Source organism: Micromonospora sp. R77 (assembly GCF_022747945.1).
Taxonomy (GTDB): Bacteria; Actinomycetota; Actinomycetes; order Mycobacteriales; family Micromonosporaceae; genus Micromonospora.
The window spans coordinates 2,418,460-2,436,552 of the sequence record NZ_JALDST010000001.1 but is presented as its reverse complement, the minus strand read 5'-3'; the positions used below and the strand labels follow the sequence as shown (position 1 = coordinate 2,436,552).

The 18,093-nt window shown below is 73.5% G+C and carries 18 protein-coding genes and 1 pseudogene; 11 read left to right on the top strand and 8 right to left on the bottom strand.

Annotation, left to right across the window (positions count from 1 at the left end; genetic code table 11):
- The first annotated feature begins 28 nt into the window (after window positions 1-28).
- The gene (locus MRQ36_RS11290; protein WP_242801021.1) at window positions 29-592 is read left to right on the top strand and encodes a hypothetical protein; all 564 of its coding nucleotides are present in this window, start codon (window positions 29-31) and stop codon (window positions 590-592) included.
- Between the two features lie 5 nt (window positions 593-597).
- Here the strand turns inward: MRQ36_RS11290 and MRQ36_RS11285 are convergent, their stop codons facing one another.
- Genes MRQ36_RS11285 through MRQ36_RS11255 form a run of 7 tightly spaced genes read right to left on the bottom strand, consistent with a single transcriptional unit; the run spans window position 598 to window position 9,313 of the window.
- The gene (locus MRQ36_RS11285) at window positions 598-1,197 is read right to left on the bottom strand and encodes a hypothetical protein (protein WP_242794817.1); all 600 of its coding nucleotides are present in this window, start codon (window positions 1,195-1,197) and stop codon (window positions 598-600) included.
- A 13-nt stretch (window positions 1,198-1,210) separates the two neighbouring features.
- Complete coding sequence (locus MRQ36_RS11280) at window positions 1,211-2,395, bottom strand: M23 family metallopeptidase (protein ID WP_242794816.1); 1,185 nt, start codon at window positions 2,393-2,395, stop codon at window positions 1,211-1,213.
- Window positions 2,392-2,949, bottom strand: a complete 558-nt coding sequence (locus tag MRQ36_RS11275; protein ID WP_242794815.1) for a hypothetical protein — start codon at window positions 2,947-2,949, stop codon at window positions 2,392-2,394. The genes MRQ36_RS11280 and MRQ36_RS11275 overlap by 4 nt, the downstream gene beginning before the upstream one ends.
- Window positions 2,946-4,889 (bottom strand): MFS transporter, encoded by a 1,944-nt coding sequence (locus MRQ36_RS11270; RefSeq protein ID WP_242794814.1) that lies wholly within the window; start codon window positions 4,887-4,889, stop codon window positions 2,946-2,948. The genes MRQ36_RS11275 and MRQ36_RS11270 overlap by 4 nt, the downstream gene beginning before the upstream one ends.
- A 1-nt stretch (window position 4,890) precedes the next feature.
- Entirely contained in the window at window positions 4,891-8,577 is a 3,687-nt protein-coding gene (locus MRQ36_RS11265) for an ATP-binding protein (RefSeq protein ID WP_242794813.1), read from the bottom strand.
- Between the two features lie 46 nt (window positions 8,578-8,623).
- Window positions 8,624-8,986, bottom strand: a complete 363-nt coding sequence (locus tag MRQ36_RS11260; protein WP_242794812.1) for a hypothetical protein — start codon at window positions 8,984-8,986, stop codon at window positions 8,624-8,626.
- A 12-nt stretch (window positions 8,987-8,998) separates the two neighbouring features.
- Window positions 8,999-9,313: a hypothetical protein gene (locus MRQ36_RS11255; protein WP_242794811.1), complete on the bottom strand. Its 315-nt coding sequence runs from the start codon at window positions 9,311-9,313 to the stop codon at window positions 8,999-9,001.
- Between the two features lie 355 nt (window positions 9,314-9,668).
- On the opposite strand from MRQ36_RS11255, the gene folP reads away from it, so the two are divergent.
- The 7 genes and pseudogenes from folP (at window position 9,669) to MRQ36_RS11220 (ending at window position 14,262) form a co-directional block, all read left to right on the top strand.
- Window positions 9,669-10,538 carry a dihydropteroate synthase gene (folP, locus tag MRQ36_RS11250; protein ID WP_242794810.1) on the top strand — a complete coding sequence of 290 codons (870 nt, stop codon included), beginning with the start codon at window positions 9,669-9,671 and terminating at the stop codon, window positions 10,536-10,538.
- Window positions 10,535-10,894, top strand: coding sequence for a dihydroneopterin aldolase (gene folB, locus MRQ36_RS11245; RefSeq protein WP_242794809.1), 360 nt, complete (start codon window positions 10,535-10,537; stop codon window positions 10,892-10,894). The genes folP and folB overlap by 4 nt, the downstream gene beginning before the upstream one ends.
- The gene (gene folK, locus MRQ36_RS11240; RefSeq protein WP_242794808.1) at window positions 10,891-11,418 is read left to right on the top strand and encodes a 2-amino-4-hydroxy-6-hydroxymethyldihydropteridine diphosphokinase; all 528 of its coding nucleotides are present in this window, start codon (window positions 10,891-10,893) and stop codon (window positions 11,416-11,418) included. The genes folB and folK overlap by 4 nt, the downstream gene beginning before the upstream one ends.
- A gap of 64 nt (window positions 11,419-11,482) precedes the next feature.
- On the top strand, window positions 11,483-11,971 hold the full coding sequence (locus MRQ36_RS11235; protein ID WP_374251112.1) for a DUF3180 domain-containing protein: 489 nt from the start codon (window positions 11,483-11,485) through the stop codon (window positions 11,969-11,971).
- A 121-nt stretch (window positions 11,972-12,092) separates the two neighbouring features.
- Window positions 12,093-13,312, top strand: a pseudogene (locus MRQ36_RS11230) (ABC transporter permease).
- A gap of 58 nt (window positions 13,313-13,370) precedes the next feature.
- On the top strand, window positions 13,371-13,679 hold the full coding sequence (locus tag MRQ36_RS11225; RefSeq protein ID WP_242794806.1) for a hypothetical protein: 309 nt from the start codon (window positions 13,371-13,373) through the stop codon (window positions 13,677-13,679).
- Window positions 13,680-13,761: 82 nt separating this feature from the next.
- A complete protein-coding gene (locus MRQ36_RS11220; RefSeq protein WP_242794805.1) occupies window positions 13,762-14,262 on the top strand; it encodes a hypothetical protein in 501 nt (166 codons plus the stop codon).
- 45 nt (window positions 14,263-14,307) lie between these two features.
- Here MRQ36_RS11220 and MRQ36_RS11215 read toward each other — a convergent pair whose 3' ends face one another.
- On the bottom strand, window positions 14,308-15,309 hold the full coding sequence (locus MRQ36_RS11215) for an ABC transporter ATP-binding protein (protein WP_242794804.1): 1,002 nt from the start codon (window positions 15,307-15,309) through the stop codon (window positions 14,308-14,310).
- Window positions 15,310-15,311: 2 nt separating this feature from the next.
- On the opposite strand from MRQ36_RS11215, the gene MRQ36_RS11210 reads away from it, so the two are divergent.
- From MRQ36_RS11210 to MRQ36_RS11200, 3 genes are all read left to right on the top strand, one after another.
- A complete protein-coding gene (locus MRQ36_RS11210; RefSeq protein ID WP_242794803.1) occupies window positions 15,312-15,998 on the top strand; it encodes an ABC transporter permease in 687 nt (228 codons plus the stop codon).
- Between the two features lie 55 nt (window positions 15,999-16,053).
- Entirely contained in the window at window positions 16,054-16,776 is a 723-nt protein-coding gene (locus MRQ36_RS11205; protein WP_242794802.1) for an ABC transporter permease, read from the top strand.
- Window positions 16,777-16,947: 171 nt separating this feature from the next.
- Window positions 16,948-17,952 carry a glycine betaine ABC transporter substrate-binding protein gene (locus MRQ36_RS11200; protein WP_242794801.1) on the top strand — a complete coding sequence of 335 codons (1,005 nt, stop codon included), beginning with the start codon at window positions 16,948-16,950 and terminating at the stop codon, window positions 17,950-17,952.
- Window positions 17,953-18,093: the final 141 nt, after the last annotated feature.

The following is an 18,093-nucleotide window of genomic DNA, read 5'->3' as shown; positions in this document are numbered from 1 at the left end:
CAGCCGATAGCCTCAGGAGGTGGAATCAGTGCAGCCCCCCGCCGGTTCCCAGGTCTCCCGCGTACCGGCGCAGCGGACCCCGCCGTCCGAGCAGTTGGCGCCCCCCGCGCCCGCTCCGGCACCCGCGCGTCCGCCGCGCCGGTTGCGCACCGTCCTCACCGTGGTGGCGGGGGCGCTCGCGCTGCTCTGCGCGGGCGGTGCGGTCGCCGGCTACGTCCTGTACGACCGCGCAACCGCCCCGGACCGCAGCGCTCCGGACGTGGTGGTGGACAACTACCTACGCGCGTTCCTGGTGGACCGCAACGACACCAAGGCCAGCCAGTACACCTGCGAAGGCAACGCTGACCTCAGTGCTGTACGCGATCTGCGAACCGAACTGCAGCAGCGAGAGGTGAACTTTAACGTTGTAGTGAAGGTCAGCTGGGGAGCGCTGACTAGGACGAAGAGTCAGAGTGGTGAGTCCGTGACCACGACTTTGACCATCGCCAGCGCATCGAACGGGCAGACGCGCAGCAGCCGGCGTGAGGACTGGCAGTTCGAAGTGGTCGACAAGGACGGCTGGCGGGTTTGCGCTGGTCGCAAGGTTGCCTAACGCAGTTATTCGATCCAGAGCAGGTGGACCGGGACCTCCAGGGTGGTGGGTGCCTGGCCGCGCCAGGCCCAGCGGTACCACTCCAGTTCGGGGGTGACCCGCACACAGATGTCGCCGTCGGCGCCCGAGTAGGTCTCGGTGACCGCGCGCAGGTCGCGGTGTTCGACCGATTCCGCGACGTGCACGACCCGCCGGCCGGTCACCGCGTCCGCCTCGAACACCGGGGTCGGTGCCGGGCGGCTCGGCGCGTCGAGCGAGACCAGCCGGATCCCCGACTCCGAGGGCCGGGTGGTGGGTCGGCGGTCGCCCAGCGTCTCCACCCAGACCCGTTCGACCGGCACCAGCGGCGCGAAGACCTCGACCTGCTCCGACTCGGCGCGGTACCACTCGTGTTCCGGGATGACCGGCACGTACGTCCGACTGCCCTGGACCACGCGCTCGTCGGCGCGCAGGTCGCCGCGCCAGCCCAGCCCGGGCAGCCCGACCAGCACCCGGCGACCGCGCAGGTCGACCCGGGCCGTGGCGGGGACGATCTCGATCGGTCGGGGCGGTAGCGGGGCCCAGTCAGGCTGGTCCGCGAACGGGTCGGGCAGCGGGCCGGTCATGCGTCGGCGGGCCTCACGGGGTGCCTCCCAGCGGCGCGCCGTGCTCCCGCATGAAGGGCACCGGGTTGATGGCGCCCCGGCTGGACCGGTCACCGTCGACGTGCACCTCGAAGTGCAGGTGCGGACCGGACGAGTTGCCGCTGGTGCCGGAGAGACCGATCACGTCACCGGCCGCCACCAGCTGACCCGGCACCACGTGCGGCCGCTCGATCATGTGGCAGTAGCGGGTGATGTAGCCGCCGGCGTGCAGGATGTCGACGAACCAGCCGCAGCCGCCCTTGCCCGGCCAGCCGTCCCGGTCGCAGTCCCGTCGACCCGAGTGGTCCGGGTCGCAGCGGGCCACCAGCACCCGTCCGGTCGCCGCCGCGTGGATCTCGGTCCGCTTCTCGGCGGCGATGTCGACGCCGTTGTGCTTCGGCCGCTCGGCCGTCCGGAAACCGGAGCCGGCCCGCCCGGGGATCGGTGCCGTCCAGCCCGACGCCGCGATCCGGGCGCCGGCGGCGGCGTCGCAGACCGCCTTGCCGGCGATCTGGACGGTCCGTGCGGCACCGCCGGCCAGCGCGTCCACGATCCGGCTGGCCAGTTCCTCGTGCTTGCCGTAGGCGTCGGGGAAGGCGCTGACCTGGACCCGTTGCGCCACCACGGTCAGCGGCCGGTGCTCCCAGTTGGGCACCTTGATCATTTTCTCGTAGAACTTGCGGGCCGTGTAGGAGGGCGTCATCCGCTCCTGCACGCTGCCCCAGCCGGGCCGCTGCTGGAACAGGCCGAGGGAGTCGTGATCCGAGCCGACTCCCTCGTGCGGCAGCGACAGGGACGCCCGTACCGTGGTGTTGGCGAGGTTCCGCAGGGCGGACTCCTGCATCGCGGTGGCCAGGGCGATCACCCAGCCCCGGGCCGGCACCTTCATGTCCTGGCCGACCTTGATGATGACCGCGGCGTTGCGGAGCTGGCCCTCGCCGTACTCGGCGAACCGCGGCATCGCGCCGGTGATGCTGACCTGCTGGCCCACCGTGCAGGCGAGCCCCGCGTTGCTCGTCCCGTCCTTCTCCTCGCCGCCCAGCTCGGTCAGGAAGAACGCCGCCGCACCACCGACGCAGCAGAGCAGGGAGAGAACCGCGGTCAGCGCGCCGGCCAGCACGCCCAGCCGCAGCTTCCGGCGCAGCGGCGGGGAACCGGTCTCCCCGGGCAGGTCAGTCATTGCCGCTCCCAGTCCACCGCGTCCACGAGCCACCGGCCGTCGGGGGCCACCAGTTCGAGTCGGAGCCGACCGTTGTCGAGGGGGATCAGCGCCTCGACGAAGGCGTCGGTCCGGGGTCGGAGGGTGACCGCACCGGTCACCCGCCGCGCCGGAACGCTCTCCGGGTCCGCGCCGGTCAGCTTCTCGGTGAGGGCGGACGTGGAGAGCGGACGCAGCCGGGCCTGCCACTCGTCACCGCTGCTGCCCGGGCCGCCCAGCCAGGCGGTGGTGAAGCGGTCGGCGGTCTGCTCGGGCGTCAGCTCGCCCGGGCGGGTCTTCGGCGAGGCCGGGGCCGCCGACGCCAGCACACCGTCGTCACCGGCCTCCGGGTCGACCGTGCTGATCGGCTCGGCCGGCCGGTTGCTGAGGCCGCTCGTCGGGTCGGTCGGACCGGCGACCAGTCGGGCGGCGCCGATCACCCCGAAGACCAGGACGGCGATCACCACCGCGATGCCGAGCCGGGACCGCAGGACCCGGGTGAAGAGGAACTCCAGCGCCCGTCGCATCGCACTCACCGGGCCTCGGAGCGCACCCGGGGGGTCGGGTTCGCCGGTGCGCGCTCGGCCGAGTCGGGACGGTAGACGGCGAAGGAAGGCGCCTCCTCCGGTACGTCCGGTTCGGTCCAGCTGGCCGGCTGGTGACGCCGGGGACGCGGCGCGGTCCGGCCGCCGGCCGACTGCCGCTCCGGCGGCGGAGCCTCGTCCGCCCGCTCCTGACCGTCCGGCCGCTGCCGTTCCGTCGCGGTGGTGGCGGAGTGCGACGGGTCCTCGTGCCGCGCCTCCGGCCGCAGGTTCGTCTGTTCCAGCAACGGCCCGCGTCGCCGGCCGATCGCCGGTTCGGCGGTGCCGCCGGGCTCGACCACGTCGAGCCGGGCCGCCACCCGCATGTCCCGGAAGAAGCGGCGGTGCCACGATCCGGCCGAGCTGACCGCCTCGCTGCCGTCCTTGCCCCCGAGCTGGGTGATCCGCCGGTACGGGCGCAGCAGCAGCCAGCCCACCACGCCGCAGAGCCAGACCAGCACCACCTGCAGCCAGCCCGGCAGGGTCGGTGTGTTCATGATCAGGTCGACCGCGAAGAGGTAGACGGCCGCGCCGGTGCCGAAGATGGCGATGTTGAAGACGGCCGCGACCACGGCGTTCGCCAGTCGACGCAGACCGGCGCTCGCCGGACGCATCAGACCCACCGTGCCGAGGATCGGTGCGGCGATCACCGCCCACCGGAAGATCAGGAAGCCGAGCAGCACCAGCACCGAGGCGGTCAGGTCGAACATCGCGAAGAGCAGCGAGGCCAGCACCGCGATGAAGCCCGCACCGATCCGGTCCATGTCCCGGACGCCCTGGAGATACTGGTACGCCTCCGGGTCCTCCGACTTGATCTGCTCCGCGACCCGGGCCCACTGCTGCTGCTTGGCCTTGATGGTCGCTTCGCGGGTAGCCGGGTTCTTGCGGAGCTTCTCGAGTTCTTCCCACGAGAGCGACTTGGCGTCGTAGAGCGCCGGGCCGTACTTCTTCGCGGTCTCGCTGTCGGCCGAGCCGAGGACGCCGCGCAGCCAGTTCCGGTAGAGCATCGTCTCGGTCGCCGTGTCACTGGCCCGTACGGCCGGGGGGCGGTGGTCCTTGCACGCCTCAGGGTGAGTGGGGTCGTCGCACTGGCCGGGTGGGAGGTCCCTGGTCGCCGGGCCGACGGCGTCGTGGACGACGCCGAGGGTGGTGACCAGGGTGTTGTCGGCGATGTTCGCCGACTTGACCGGCCATGCGGCCAGGGCGGTGACCGCCACCATCACCAGCAGCGCCCAGCCGGCCGTGGTCATCGCGTTGCTCATGTCCGACTGGCGCGAGCGCCAGAGCAGATAGAGGCCGACCACGCAGAGCGTGATGATGCCGAAGACGCTGAACACCTTCTGGTAGACGGCCTTGGTGGCCTGCTCCACCAGCGGGTCCGCCCAGCGCCACATCGAGCGGGGATCCCAGGCGCGCTCGCGCAGGGCGTTGGAGGCGCCGATCACCGCGTCGGCGAACATGAACTCCCCGTTCGCCACCATCGTGGTGAAGCGGTAGTCCGGGTGCAGCACCGACGACGCGCACCCGCCGTCCACGTCGTACGTGGTGTAGCTGTAGCCGGCGTAGCCGTAGTCGCTGTAGAGCCCCTTCGGGCCGGGCAGCTTGGCGGAGTCCGGGCGGGCGGCGAACCAGCCCGCCAGGCCGGAGTCCGGCGCGTCGGGGACCGGGGCGTTGCGGCACTCGACCTGGTCCTGGCTGACCTCCTGGAGCTTGGCGACGCAGGCGCGGAAGTCGGCCTGCCACTCCTTGGTGCTGCACAGCTCGGCCCGGGCCTGGGCGACCGGTGTCGCGCCGTACGCCGGTGTCGTCCCGAGCACCGGCCAGGCGACGGTGGCCACGGCGAGTACGCCGAGCGCGAGGAGGAGCGCCGTGATCCGTGCCCGGGCCCTCGCCATGTCACGCCTCCAGGTCAGGCAGGATGGTCGGCAGCAGCGCAGCGGCCTGGGCGACCGCGGCGGGAGTGGTGTCGAGGTGTTCCAGCAGTCCGTCGACGTACGACACGTCGACCCGGACCTTCTGCACCCGGCCGTCGACGTCCCGCATGACGAACTCGCGGAAGCCGAGGCGGGCGGCCGAGCCGGCGTCCGCCTGGGAGAGCGAGGCGAGGGTCGCCTCGTAGCCGTCGTTGACCGGGACCCGGAGCAGCCGGAGCGCCTCGGAGGCGATCTCGGAGTCCTCGGCGATCCGGCCGACGAAGACGGTGGAGACCAGGTTCTGCACGTCGAGGCCGAGGATGTCCTTCGGGTTCTGCGAGGCGACCAGCGCGGCTAGGTTCCACTTGCGGGAGTCGCGGGCGAGCCGGACCAGGAACGACCGGCCGGACCGCCAGCCCTCCATGAAGTGCGCCTCGTCCAGGCCGACCAGCTTGCGGGACGCCATCGACCCGCCGTAGCAGCGCCGGACCGCGAGGCGGTGCGCGGTGTGCAGCATCGGCAGGGCGAGCGCCTCCTCGGCGGACCAGTACTCCCGCTCGATCTTGAGGTCGGGCAGCCGCAGCCCGGCCATGGTGATCACGGTGAGCGCCGCGTCGGCGCCGAGCAGCCCTTCAGGCGGCCGGCCGAAGAAGAGCATCGCCAGCGGCATCTCGGCGGTGTCCAGCAGCAGGTTGGCCAGTTCCCGGCCGGCGTCGTCGTCCAGCCCTTGCAGGCAGGCGACCACGTCGTCCAGGGTGGAGGTCTCCTCCGCCGGCACCTGGCGTACGGCGTGCCGGAACAGGGTGGCGGTGCTCGACTCGCGCGCGACCTGCGGCGGCACCAGCATCATGCAGATGTCCTGCACCAGCATCCGGCGCTCGGCGCGGGCGTTGGAGACGGCGATCTCGAACTCCCGGTCGCCGGCCGCGCCCACTCCGAACTCGCTGCGCAGCGGTGTCGGGATCAGCGAGTACGGCGCCAGGGTGCCCTGCTCGGAACCGGTCAGGTTGAGCACCCGCGCGTACGGCCGCAGCTCCGGCATGGCGCAGAGCCGGGCCAGCGGGCCGGACGGGTCCAGCAGGGTGACCTGGACCCCGCGCCGGGCGGCGAGGTAGCCGAGCGCGCCGAGCAGGGTCGACTTGCCACCGCCCGGCTCGGCGACGAAGACCGCCAGGCCGGAGCGTTCCCGCACCTCCATCGGGAAGTGCAGGTCCAGGAAGACCGGCCGGCGGCAGGTGCCGGCGGTCCGCCCGATCAGGTCGCCGCGCCGGTCGCCGACGGTGGAGGCGGCCTGCGGCAGTGCGGCGGCGAGCAGGTTGACCGGCATCCGGCGGACGTACCCGGTGTTGGCGATCGGCTCGCCGGGGATGAACTCGCGGGCCAGCCAGTCCTGGTTCTTCGGGTGCTGCAGCGAGATCCGCAGCTCGCGTGAGTAGAGCTGGATGAGCCGTCGGGCCCGTTCCAGGCACTCCTCGCGGGTCCGGCCGCCGACGGCGATCCGGTGCCAGCCGTGGGCGCGCGCCGAGTCCACCGGCAGGCCGGTGGTCATCTCGTCGCCGATCACCAGCGCCCGCTTGGCGAGCCGTTCCAGCTCGGGCGGCGCGTCGATGCCGTGCTCGGCGTAGTCGAGCTGCTGGGAGCGGATCATCCGCAGCCGGTGTTCGAGGTTACGGAAGGAGTCGTTCGGGCCGAGGATGTCGACCCGGGTGGAGATCTCCATCGGCCACGGCAGCCGCTCGTGGAAGTGCAGCCACGGCTCGTGCCGCTCGGGGATCTCCAACGGCTCCATCCGGCCGACGGCCAGCACGGCGACGTGCCGTTCCTCGCCGGTCATCCGGTTGACCAGCTTGACGGTGGAGCCGTACGGGGTGCGGTAGCGCTCGACCTGCTCGGTGAGGGCGAGCAGGTCACCCCGCTCCCAGTGGCCGTTCGTCACCGGGGAGAGCGAGCTGGGCGGTGCCATGCAGAGCGCTACCGAGCGGTAGAGCAGCCACTCCAGTTCCTGCGAGGTGACCCGACGGCCACGCATGCCGAACGCGCCGAGCACCTCGTCGAACTGTTCGACGGTGCGGCCGAGCTTGCGTCGTTCGGCGTCGGCGGTGCCCCGGCCGAAGGTGCGCAGCAGCCGCTCGGTGAGCGAGTCGCCGAGCGAGCGCCGGGCGAAGGTGACACCGAGGTAGGTCTGCCCCTCGGCGTGGTTGACCGCCATCAGGTGCCGCTGGGCGGCGACCAGGTGGTCGGCCCAGCCCTGGGTGCCGGGGACGTCGGGCAGCGGCGACGCGGTGTGCGCGTCGATGGTGCGGGCCCACTCGTCGGCGGGGAACGGCCGGGTGGTGCGGCGCAGGTGCAGTCGGAAGCCGGCGAGGCCGGCGTACTGCTCGGAGATGGCAGAGAGCAGCGCCTCCCGCTCCGCGTCGGGCCGGAACGCCCACCGCACCTCGGGCAGCCAGTACCAGGCGGTGACCGTGTTGGGGGTGAAGGTGAGGTGGCCCGCGATCTCGGTGACGGCCAGGTCGATGGCGGGATCGCGGTCACCGAACTTGATCTTCGGGGGGCGTACCCGGGTCGGCTTGACGGGTCGGTCGCGGCGCTCGGCGGCCGACCGCTGCCGAGGTGGGGCCACCTCGCGGCCCGGCGGAGCGGCGACGTCGCGGGCCGGCGGCCCGGTGAGCTCGCGGGCGGGCGGCGCGGCCATGTCGTGGCCGACTCCGGTGGCCGGCGCACCGTCCAGAGCCGGCGGCCCGGCCGGGAGCTCCGGCTCCGGTTCGGTCAGGTCGGGGTCGACGGTCGGTCGGAGCGCGGGGAGCCGGTCCCCGGCCTGGTGCGGCACCCGGGTCCGGGCCGCCGGCCGGTGCGCGCGGTTCGACGCCACCGACCCGGTCGGCCGCCGCGCCCGGACGCTGGAGAGCGGGCGGCGGCGGAAGGTCCGGCAGCCGGTGCGGTCGGCCGGGTGGGTCGAGTTCGGCCTCGCGGGACCGGCCCGCCAGCCGGTCCACGTCGACCTCCAGGGGCCGGCCCGCCGGTGCGTCGAGGTCGGTGTGCGCGCGGGACCGGGCCACCGGCCGGTCCGGTTCCGGTGCGTGTCGCACCGCAGGCCGGTCCGATTCCGGTGCGTGCCGCGTCGCCGACCGGTCCGGTTCCGGTGCCTGCCGGACCGCCGGCCGGTCCTGCTCGGTGGCGTGCCGGGGTGCCGGCGGCTGCTGCGGGCCGTCCGGGGTCCGGGCGGGTCGGCGCTCGACGGGGGTGCGCCGGCCGGGCCGGTGGGCGCCGCGTGCTGGTGCGGGATCGGCAGTGCCTCGCGGCCCACTCCGCGTCGCGGCGGTGCCACCACCGGCTCGATGGCCGGCAGCGCCGCGGGCCGTCCCGCCGGCAGTGACGCCGGGCGGCGGGCACCGGGCTGCGCCCCGCCGAAGAGGTCGAGGAAGGGCGAGTCGATGTCACCACCGTCGGGGAGCACGGGCTGCTCGCCGGCCGACGCGGCGCGCTGCGCGGTCGGCCGGGGCGGCTGGAAGACACCGACGCGGCCGTGCCCAGGGGCGCTCAGCAGGGCGGGGTCGAGTTCGACCTCGTCCAGCTCCTCATCCGTCGGGTAGTCGAACGATCGCGCTCGGTTACCGTGCGGGCCGACCTGACGGCCTGCCGGGGAACCCGGCGTGGACGAGCGATTCATGCGACCGCCTCACCCGCGTGGTTCGACTGCCCGTGTGTACGCCCGGTCATGCCAGTTCCTCCCGGATCCTGATCCGGCTCGCCCGCAGGCGCGGGTCGCGCAGCTCGGCGGCCGGCTCCCGGGTGCGTCGCCAGTCGGTCAGCGCGGTACGGATGACCATCCGCGCCGGCCGGTCCGGGTCGACGTGCCGGAAGATGAACGAGGTGGTCACGATGGCGAGGGCGATCTCCCAGGCGGGGAAGAGTTCCACCTGCAACGTGAACAACCAGTGGATGAACATGTAGAGGGGTACGAGCAGCATGAACAGGCCGTACTGGGCGTACGGCAGGTGGACGGGAAGGGTGTAGCCGGGCGGCCCGAGGTAGACCAGGCGGGCCCGGTAGATGTCGTCGTCGGTGCGCAGCCGCATTGTCGCCCGGTCCTATTGGAAGATCAGGTCGATCAGGTAGTCACCGACGAAGAAGAGTGTGGCGGCGCCGGCGATGAAGGCCAGGCCGACGATGGCGATGGCCGAACTGGTGAGCACCTTGGAGATCTCGCCCCGGCTGGCGCGGCCGATGAAGATGACGCCGAGCACGGCGAGCAGGATCGGCGCGATCTTGCTGGCGAAGAAGGTGACGATGCCGTTGGTGTCGATGCCCTTGGGAGCCGGCTCGGCGAGTGGAGTCGACGCCAGGGTGTGGAGCGCGTGGTCGACGGTGGACGTCACCGTCCCCATGAGCTCGATGGCGATCACTGGAAACCTCCCCATGTCGCGGCCGGCGGTGCCGCGGTGGTGCAGTAGTCAAGCCTGGCGGGATGTGCTCGGTGTGCTCAGCGTCGGCGACGCTGGGTTTGTCACCCACCACGGAGGGTGGTGAGCTTTGGGGGGATTTATCCCGCTTCGGCCCTCCCTCCAGGCTTCGCCGTCTCTCTGCTGGGCAATTCCAAAGCGTACGGGCCGGCCCCCTTTGCGACAACCCGCGAAGACTCGACCCGATCCGGCCCGGACGACCGATCGTACACCTGTTCCAATTCGCATGTCAGGGGCGCTGCGGACGGCCCCGCCCCGGGCTGCGGGAACCCCTCTCCACGACCGGTACGGTCTAGTCGTGACCGATCTGGTACGGGCGCAGGCCCCGGTGGTGATGGGCGTCCTCAACGTCACGCCCGACTCCTTCTCCGACGGCGGGAGATACGCCGATCTCGACGCCGCCGTCGGACACGGAGTGCGACTGCGCGCGGCCGGCGCGGACCTTATCGACGTCGGTGGCGAATCCACCCGACCCGGCGCGGACCGGGTCGACGCGCAGACCGAGACGGCCCGGGTGCTGCCGGTGATCCGGGAGCTGACCGCGGCCGGCATCCCGGTCAGCATCGACACCAGTCGGGCCCGGGTGGCCGAGGCGGCCCTCGCCGCCGGCGCCGACGTGGTCAACGACGTCTCCGGCGGTCTCGCCGACCCGGACATGGCCCGGGTGGTCCGCGACGCCGGCTGCCCCTGGGTGCTGATGCACTGGCGCGGTCACTCGCGGGGCATGCGCGAGCTGGCCAGCTACACCGACGTGGTCGCCGACGTCCGCGCCGAGCTGGGGCAGCGGGTCGACGAGGCGCTCGCCGCCGGGGTCGCCGCCGACCGGATCATCGTCGACCCGGGGCTGGGCTTCGCCAAGACCGCCGCGCACAACTGGGAACTCAGCGCCCGCCTGCCGGAGCTGCTCGACCTCGGCTTCCCGCTGCTGTTCGGGGCGAGCCGCAAGTCCTACCTGGGCCGGCTCCTCGCCGGCCCGGACGGCACCCCCCGGCCGACCGCCGGGCGCGAGGCGGCCACCATCGCCACCAGCGTGCTCGCCGTCGCCGCCGGCGCCTGGGGGGTACGCGTGCACGACGTCCAGGGCACCGCCGACGCCCTCGCCGTCTGGCGCGCCACCGGCCGCCCCCGCCTCGCCCGCCCGGCAGCCGTGAACAGAGGAGACGAATGACCGACCGGATCGAGCTGACCGGCCTGCGCGCGTACGGCCGGCACGGCGTCTACGACTTCGAGCGCGCCCAGGGGCAGGAGTTCGTCGTCGACGCCGTCCTCGAACTCGACCTCGCCCCGGCCGCCCGCTCCGACGAGGTGACCGACACCGTCCACTACGGCGAACTGGCCGAGAAGCTGGTCGCGGTGGTCACCGGCGAACCGGTCAACCTGATCGAGACCCTGGCCGACCGGTTGCTCGCGGTCTGCCTGGCCGAACCGCTGGTCGGCGCGGCGACCGTCACCGTGCACAAGCCGGAGGCCCCGATCCCGCACACCTTCGCCGACGTGGCCGTCACGATGCGGCGTACCCGATGACCCGGGCCGTGCTGTCGATCGGCAGCAACCTCGGCGACCGGCTCGCCCACCTGCGCGGCGTGGTGGCCGCGCTCGGCGACGCGGTGCAGGTGGTGTCCGGGGTCTACGAGACTCCACCGTGGGGGGACGCCGACCAGCCGGCGTACCTGAACGCGGCGGTCATGGTCGTGGACCCGGCGGCGGACGCGCGGGACTGGCTGGCCCGGGCCCGCGCCGCCGAGGCGGCGGCCGGCCGGACCCGCGACCCGGAACGCCGCTTCGGGCCGCGCACGCTCGACGTGGACGTCATCGCGGTCTGGGACGACGCGGGCGAGCCGGTGCTCAGCGACGACGCGGAGTTGACCCTGCCGCACCCCCGGGCCCACCTGCGGGCCTTCGTGCTGCGGCCGTGGATCGACATGGAGCCGCACGGCCGGCTGCCCGGCCACGGCTGGCTGACCGACCTGCTCAACGCCGAGCCACTGGCGTCCGACGCGCTGGAACTGAGTCCCCGGCCCGATCTGGCGTTAGAGTCGGACGCATGACCCTGTGGAGCCGGACGGCATGAGCCAGGCGCAGTCCCCGCGCGGGGGCGACCCCGACTTCCGGATGGGTCCCACCCGGATCTCCACGCTGGTCGTCGCCGCCCTGGCCGCCGCGGCGCTGGCCTGGCTGCTGATCAGCACCTTCTACTACGACGTCACCCCCAACCTGCCCTGGCTGCCGGTGGTCACGCTGGCCGGGCTCGCGGTGCTGGAGGCGTACGCGGCGGTCAACACGCGCGCCCGGATCGAGCGTCGGCCCGGCCGGGACCCGGTCAACCCGCTGCTGGTGGCCCGGTTCGTCGTGCTGGCCAAGGCTTCCGCGCTGGCCGGGGCCATCTTCGTCGGCGGGTACGCCGCGCTCACCGGGTGGCTCTTCGTGGAGGACACCAACGCCGCGATCGGGGACCGGCCGTCCGCCGGCGCGGGCCTGCTCGCCTCGCTCGCCCTGGTCGCCGCCGCGCTCTGGCTGGAGCGGGCCTGCCGGGTGCCGGAGCAGGAGGACGACGAGGACCGGCTGCCCGGCGACCGGGACCGGCGCCCCGGCCAGCGCTGAGCCGGGGGGGTTCCCGCCACCCGCGCCCGCAGGTACCGTCCCTGGCGACCGGAAGCAACGGCCGCCGCCGGTCCGCCCGCCGCGTCGGACCCTGCCGGCCGCGACGTGGGAGGCACCCGCCATGGGGTACGACGAAACGGGCCGGACCGGGTCGGCGGAACCGTCGTCCGGAGTGCCCGCGGCGGTGCTGGAGAACGTCTTCGACGACCCCCTGCACGGTGAGCCCGGCCGGGACCGGATCGCCGTCCACGTGGTCTGGGAGATCCTCCTGCTGGCCGGGCTGGGAGCCGTGGCGTACCTGCTCTGGCGGGTGGACGCGGCCGCCCTGCGCGCCGACGGGCTGAGGTCCCTGCTGGTCGACGCGGTCGCGCTCGGTCTGCTGGTGCTCGCCGCCGGCCTGAGCCTGCGCGTCGCCGCGGTGAACCTGGCGGTCGGCCCGGTCGCGGTGGCCGCCGCGCTGCACTTCGCCGAGCAGGGCGACCGGGGTGTCCGGGCGGCCCTGCTGCCCGCGCTGGTGGCCGCCGCGCTCGGCGGCCTCGCCCTCGCCCTGGCGGTGGTGCTGCTGCACGTGCCCGCCTGGGCGGCGAGCCTGGCGGCGGCGGCCGGCGTGGTCGTGTACATCGGGCGGCGGACCGCACCCGTCGCGGTCCAGGGCGGGTACGACCCCGCGGCACGGCCTTCTACCTCTTCGCCGGCTTCGCGGCGGTGGCCGTCCTCGGCGGACTGCTCGGTGCCGTCCGGGCGATCCGGCGGCTGGTCGGCCGGTTCCGGCCGGTTGCCGACCCGGCCCGGCGTCGGGGCGCGGTCGCGGCGGTGGTGACCGCGCTGGCGCTGATCGTGTCGACCGTGCTGGCGGCGCTCGCCGGGGTGCTGATCGCGGCCAACGGCGACGGGCCGGTCGAGCCCACCGCCGGACTGGACTGGACGGTGCTGGCGGTGGGCACCGCGCTGCTCGCGGGCACCAGCGCGTACGGCCGCCGGGGCGGGATGTTCGGCACGCTGATCGCGGTGTCCCTGGTCACCGTCTTCCTCGCCTGGGCGCACGCCCGGGGCTGGGCACCCGGCCGGTGGGCGGTCGGCGGCGTCGCCCTGGCCCTCGGCCTGCTGGTCACCCGCCTGGTCGAGGCGTTCGGCCGGCCCCGGACGGCGACCGGCGAGGTCGAGACCCTCCCGCCCGCCGACGGCACCATCAGCGCCGGCTGGTCGTTGGCCCGGCCCGGCCGGGCACAGAACTGGCCCCCGGTGCTGCCGGTGCAGGCCACCGAGAGCGCCGTCGACCCGTGGGAGTCGACTCCGCGCTGGGAGACCGGGGCCCAGCGGTGGGACGCCGACGACCGGTGAACCGGCGTCGCGCCGCGTCCGACGGGCCGCCGGTGATCTCGCCGGTTAGGCTCGGCGCATGACCGAGACTCCTGCCACCGGCGCCGGCGGCCGTACCTTCGACGAGCTCGACCGACTCTCCACCGAGGAGCTCCGCGAGCAGGCGTTCCACCTGGCCCGGGAGCGGCGTGACGTCAGGTTCTTCTGGTCGGTGCTGCGGCACCTGCCCAACGCCGACGAGGCCGCCGCGCTGGACGGAGCGCCCAACTCGGTCGGCCCGACCATCGACGAGGCGTCGGCGCTGTGGCGGGAGCTGACCGGCCACGGTTACGAGGAGTCGGCGCCGCTGCTGCGGGCCGCCTTCATCGACTACCTGCTGAAGCACTAGGGCGATGGCGACCCGCCGGCCTGCGGCGGTGGCGCGTACCCGCAGGTTTGCCCGGCGGCGGGGGCCGGGAACTGAGCGCCCCATGGCCCTCACCAACCGCCCCCGGACCGTCAGCGGGTACGGCACCGCCGCAGGCACCGGCTCCCTGGCCGCCTTCCTGCTCGTCGCGATCTGTGGCAGCCCGATGTACGTGGGCTGGGTGCAGGACCACACCGACCCGAACGGCGCCGGTGGCTTCTTCCTCCGGCTGCTCGCCTGGCCGGCCTGGAAGCTGCACACCGACGACCCGCAGCAGGGTGTGTTCGCGCACGACCTGCGCGCCATCCTGCTGGTGATCCTGGCGGTCACCTTCCTCTATCTGCTGCCCACCTCGCAGGTGGCCCGGGTGCAGGGCTCGGCCAGTCAGTTCTTCTCCGGTTGGGCCGCCTACGTGCTGGCCGCCGGCTTCGCCGCGCTGCTGGCCGCCCTCCTCGGGCCGGACGGCTCGCTCTACGCCGCCTTCCAGGCCACCGGCGTCGGCGCCACCTACGGCTTCTTCGCCGGCTGGGTCATCGGCCTGGCCAGCCTCGGCGGTCGCGCCTGACCGTCCGGCCGGACCGGCTCGTTCAGGGCCGGCCCGACCGGCGGGTCAGCGCTCGGGGTGGCCGAGGGCGAGCAGGCGCTGCCGGTCGAGCACCCCGACCGGGCGGTCGTCCTCGGTGACCACCACCCGCTCGGTGGCCGAGGTGAGCAGCACCGCCAGCGCGTCGTACGCCGAGCCGCCCAGCGGCACCGTCGGCAGGTCCGTGGTGTCGCCGGCCGGGAACGGGTCGAGGACGTCCCGGGTCAGCGGGGTCACCGCCAGCCGGCGGATGCCCCGGTCGGCACCGACGAACTCGCGGACGAACGCCGAGGCGGGAGCGCCGAGCAGGGCGGCCGGGGTGTCGTACTGCTCGAGCGTGCCGCCCTCGGAGAGCACCGCGATGCGGTCGCCCAGCCGGACCGCCTCGTCCAGGTCGTGGGTGACCAGCACGATGGTCTTGCGGACCTCGGCCTGGAGCCGGAGGAACTCCTCCTGGAGCCGGGTCCGGACGATCGGGTCGACGGCCGAGAACGGCTCGTCCATCAGCAGCACCACCGGGTCGGCGGCGAGGGCCCGGGCCACCCCGACCCGCTGCCGCTGGCCGCCGGAGAGCTCGTGCGGGTAGCGGCGGCCGAACTGGGCCGGGTCCAGCCCGACGAGTTCCAGCAGCTCGTCGACGCGCTGCCGGGTACGCTCCCGCGACCAGCCGAGCAGCCCGGGCACGGTGGCCACGTTGGCGCTGACCGTCTGGTGCGGGAAGAGACCGACGTTCTGGATCACGTAACCGATCCGACGGCGGAGCTCGACCGGGTCGACCTCGGTGACGTCGTCGTCGCCGAGCAGGATCCGGCCGGCGGTCGGCTCGATCAGCCGGTTGATCATGCGGAGCACGGTGGACTTGCCGCAGCCGGAGGGCCCGATCAGCACCACCAGCTCGCCGGCCTTCACCTCCAGGCTCAGCTCGCGGACGGCCTCGGTGCCGTCCGGATAGCGCTTGCGGATGCCGTCCAGCGTGATCGACGCCGCGCTGTGTCCGGCGTCGACGGTGGTGTCCGGGGTAACGTCCACGTGTGTCCTTCCACCTGAGCTACCGGGCCGCTCCCGGTAACCCGTGGTTCTCCTGGCAGTACGTGCGGGACAACTCTGACACGATCCTCGACGCGCTGCGCGAGCACGCCTGGCTCACCGCGCGGGCGGTGCTGATCGCGGCGGTGGTGGCGCTGCCGCTGGCGGTGGCGGCGTACTGGTTCCGGTCGCTGGCCGGGCCGATCCTCGCCCTGACCGGGGTGCTGTACACGATCCCGTCGCTGGCGCTCTTCGCCTTCCTCGCGCCCTATCTGGGCATCGGGGTGGTCACCGTGCTCAGCGTGGTGGTGCTGTACGCCCTGCTGGTGATCGTCCGCAACGCGGTGGCCGGGCTGAACCAGGTGCCTCCCGAGGTCCGCGAGGCGGCCGAGGGGATGGGGTACGGCCGCTGGGGCCGCCTGTTCCGGGTCGAGCTGCCGCTCGCGCTGCCCGGCATCCTCACCGGCCTGCGGCTGGCGACCGTCTCCACGGTGGCGCTGGTCACGGTCGGGGTGGTGGTCGGCCGGGGCGGTCTCGGCCAGCTCATCTTCGCCGGCTTCCAGAACAACTTCTACAAGGCGCAGATCATGACCGGCACGCTGCTCTGCGTCCTGCTGGCGCTGGCGCTGGACCTGCTGCTGGCGGGCGTCGGCCGGCTGCTCACCCCCTGGCTGCGCGGGCGGAACCGGTGAGCGCGAGGAGTGCAGCGAAGCGGAGCCCCGCAGTCGCGAACGAAAGGCCGGCACGATGAGTGCGATCGGGCAGGCGGTGCTCTGGCTCAACGACCCGCTGAACTGGACGAACCCGGGCGGCGTCCTGGACCGGCTCGGCGAGCACCTGTCGATGTCGGCCGCCGCGGTGCTGCTGGGCTGCCTGGTGGCCTGGCCGCTCGGCCTCTGGCTCGGGCACAGCGGTCGGGGCGGCGGCCTGGTCCTGCTGGTCTCCAACGTCAGCCTGGCGGTGCCCACGCTCGCCCTGTTGACCATCCTGCCGTTGACCTTCCTCGGCTTCGGCCGACCGTCGGTGGTGGTCGCGCTGGCCGTCTTCGCGGTGCCGCCGCTGCTGGCCAACGCGTACACGGGGGTGCGGCAGGCGGATCCGGAGGCGCGGGACGCGGCGCGCGGGATGGGGCTCTCCGGCGGGCAGGTGCTGCGCCGGGTGGAGCTGCCGCTGGCCGTGCCCTACCTGGCGACCGGCTTCCGTACCGCCGCGGTGCAGGTGGTGGCCACGGCGGCGCTGGCCTCCTTCGTCAACGGCGGCGGTCTCGGTCAGATCATCCGGGCCGGCTTCGGGCTGGACATCGCCGCCGGTGGCGGTCAGATCATCGCCGGTGGCGTGCTGGTGGCCGGGCTGGCGATCGCCGTGGAGCTGGTGCTCGCGCTGGTCGAGCGGGCGGTCACCCCGCGCCCGCTGCGCCCGGTCCGCCGCCGCGCGGCCCGTCGGGCGGCGAATGCGGTCGAAGGGACCTGATCCGTCCGGTACGCCCCGACGGCGGGTGACGATCCGGTGACGAAGATCCCCTCGGGTTGTCGGTGCCGCCGGTGACGATGTTGGGTGGAGATCGCGGGCGACCGATACGGATCGCCCGTCGGACACGCGGCCGACCCGGTGGGTCGCGCCGGGACACGGAAGGCGGGCAGGATGCGCGCACGTACACGGCTGGCGATCGGCGCGATGGGGGCCCTGACCGCGGCCGGGCTCCTCACCGGCTGCGGCGACGCCGGTTCCTCGGGCACCGACGCGCCGGACAAGGGTGCCTCCGGGGCGGGGTGCGCCCCGGTCGCGGGTGACCAGCTAATGGTCCTCAACGACGACAAGAAGCTCCAGAACACCGACAACATCATCCCGGCGGTCAACGCCAAGGCGGCCAACCCGCAGCTCCTGGCCGCGCTGGACAAGGTCTCCGCGGCGCTGGACACGCCGAAGCTGATCGGGCTGAACAAGGCCGTCGACGTGGACCGGAAGACCCCGCAGGTGGCGGCGAAGGAGTTCGCGGACGCCAACGGGCTCACCTCGGGGGTGGAGAAGGGTCCGGGCGGGTCGATCGTGGTCGGCGCCGGCAACTTCAGCGAGAGCCAGCTCCTCGCCGAGCTCTACAAGATCACGCTCACCTCGGCCGGCTACCAGGTCAAGGTGCAGACCGTCGGAAACCGGGAGCTCTACGAGCCGGCCCTGGAGAAGGGCGAGATCCAGGTCGTCCCGGAGTACGCGGCCACCATGGCCGAGTTCCTGAACACCAAGGCCAACGGCAAGGACGCCCAGCCGGTCTCCTCGCCGGAGCTGGACAAGACGGTGGCCGCGCTCAAGGCCGCGGGTGACAAGGCCGGCATCAGCTTCGGCAAGCCGGCCGCCGCGCAGGACCAGAACGCCTTCGCGGTGACCAAGGCCTTCGCCGACAAGTACGGCGTGACCAGCCTCTCCGACCTGGCGGCCAAGTGCTCCGGCCAGGCCACCGTGCTGGCCGGCCCGCCGGAGTGCCCGCAGCGGCCGAAGTGCCAGGCCGGCCTGGTCCAGGTCTACGACTTCAAGGCCGGCTCGTTCAGCTCGCTGGACGCCGGTGGGCCGCAGACCAAGAACGCCCTGAAGACCGGCAGCGCCAGCGTCGGTCTGGTCTTCTCCTCCGACGCGGCGCTCGCCGCCAGCTGACCGATTCCGGCCGCCGCCGGGCCCACTGAGGGTCCGGCGGCGGCCGGATTTCCCTTCTCACCGGGGCACATCGGTGCTTTCGGCCCGTTCCCCGGGGCCGGAACTCTCGGTACTGTGCACAGCCATGCCCGCCCCGGTTGC

Coding starts and splice junctions, on each gene's coding strand:
- MRQ36_RS11285 (WP_242794817.1), bottom strand. CDS start 1,197: ATGACCGGCCCGCTGCCCGACCCGTTCGCGGACCAGCCTGACTGGGCC.
- MRQ36_RS11280 (WP_242794816.1), bottom strand. CDS start 2,395: ATGACTGACCTGCCCGGGGAGACCGGTTCCCCGCCGCTGCGCCGGAAG.
- MRQ36_RS11270 (WP_242794814.1), bottom strand. CDS start 4,889: ATGGCGAGGGCCCGGGCACGGATCACGGCGCTCCTCCTCGCGCTCGGC.
- MRQ36_RS11265 (WP_242794813.1), bottom strand. CDS start 8,577: ATGAATCGCTCGTCCACGCCGGGTTCCCCGGCAGGCCGTCAGGTCGGC.
- MRQ36_RS11260 (WP_242794812.1), bottom strand. CDS start 8,986: ATGCGGCTGCGCACCGACGACGACATCTACCGGGCCCGCCTGGTCTAC.
- folB (WP_242794809.1), top strand. CDS start 10,535: ATGACCGACCGGATCGAGCTGACCGGCCTGCGCGCGTACGGCCGGCAC.
- folK (WP_242794808.1), top strand. CDS start 10,891: ATGACCCGGGCCGTGCTGTCGATCGGCAGCAACCTCGGCGACCGGCTC.
- MRQ36_RS11235 (WP_374251112.1), top strand. CDS start 11,483: ATGGGTCCCACCCGGATCTCCACGCTGGTCGTCGCCGCCCTGGCCGCC.
- MRQ36_RS11225 (WP_242794806.1), top strand. CDS start 13,371: ATGACCGAGACTCCTGCCACCGGCGCCGGCGGCCGTACCTTCGACGAG.
- MRQ36_RS11220 (WP_242794805.1), top strand. CDS start 13,762: ATGGCCCTCACCAACCGCCCCCGGACCGTCAGCGGGTACGGCACCGCC.
- MRQ36_RS11205 (WP_242794802.1), top strand. CDS start 16,054: ATGAGTGCGATCGGGCAGGCGGTGCTCTGGCTCAACGACCCGCTGAAC.
- MRQ36_RS11200 (WP_242794801.1), top strand. CDS start 16,948: ATGCGCGCACGTACACGGCTGGCGATCGGCGCGATGGGGGCCCTGACC.